The 248-nt window shown below is 39.5% G+C and carries 1 protein-coding gene; it reads left to right on the top strand.

Going from position 1 to position 248, the window contains the following annotated elements:
- Positions 1-248: SDR family NAD(P)-dependent oxidoreductase (locus Q5762_RS39245; protein ID WP_315897103.1), on the top strand; the 248-nt coding region annotated here is incomplete at both ends.

The following is a 248-nucleotide window of genomic DNA, read 5'->3' as shown; positions in this document are numbered from 1 at the left end:
CTGCAACGACAGTATGCTGATCAGCTCGATTGTTATGCGATTGATTTGCTTGATAGTCAATTAGATCAGAAAGTTGCGCAGCTTTGTCGTCAGTATCGTTTTGATCATTTAGTCAGCTGTGCGGGAATATTAAGCATCGGGAGTGTTTCTTCAATGCCTATTGAAGAAATTAGGAAAATGTTTGAGGTTAATACTTTTGCTGCCATGAGCATTATTCAGAATGTAGCCAAGGGAATGAAACAACGGAA

Origin of the sequence: Streptomyces sp. P9(2023) (genome assembly GCF_032436795.1) — a bacterium.
Classification (GTDB): Bacteria; Actinomycetota; Actinomycetes; order Streptomycetales; family Streptomycetaceae; genus Streptomyces.
This window is presented reverse-complemented; position numbering and strand designations above follow the sequence as displayed.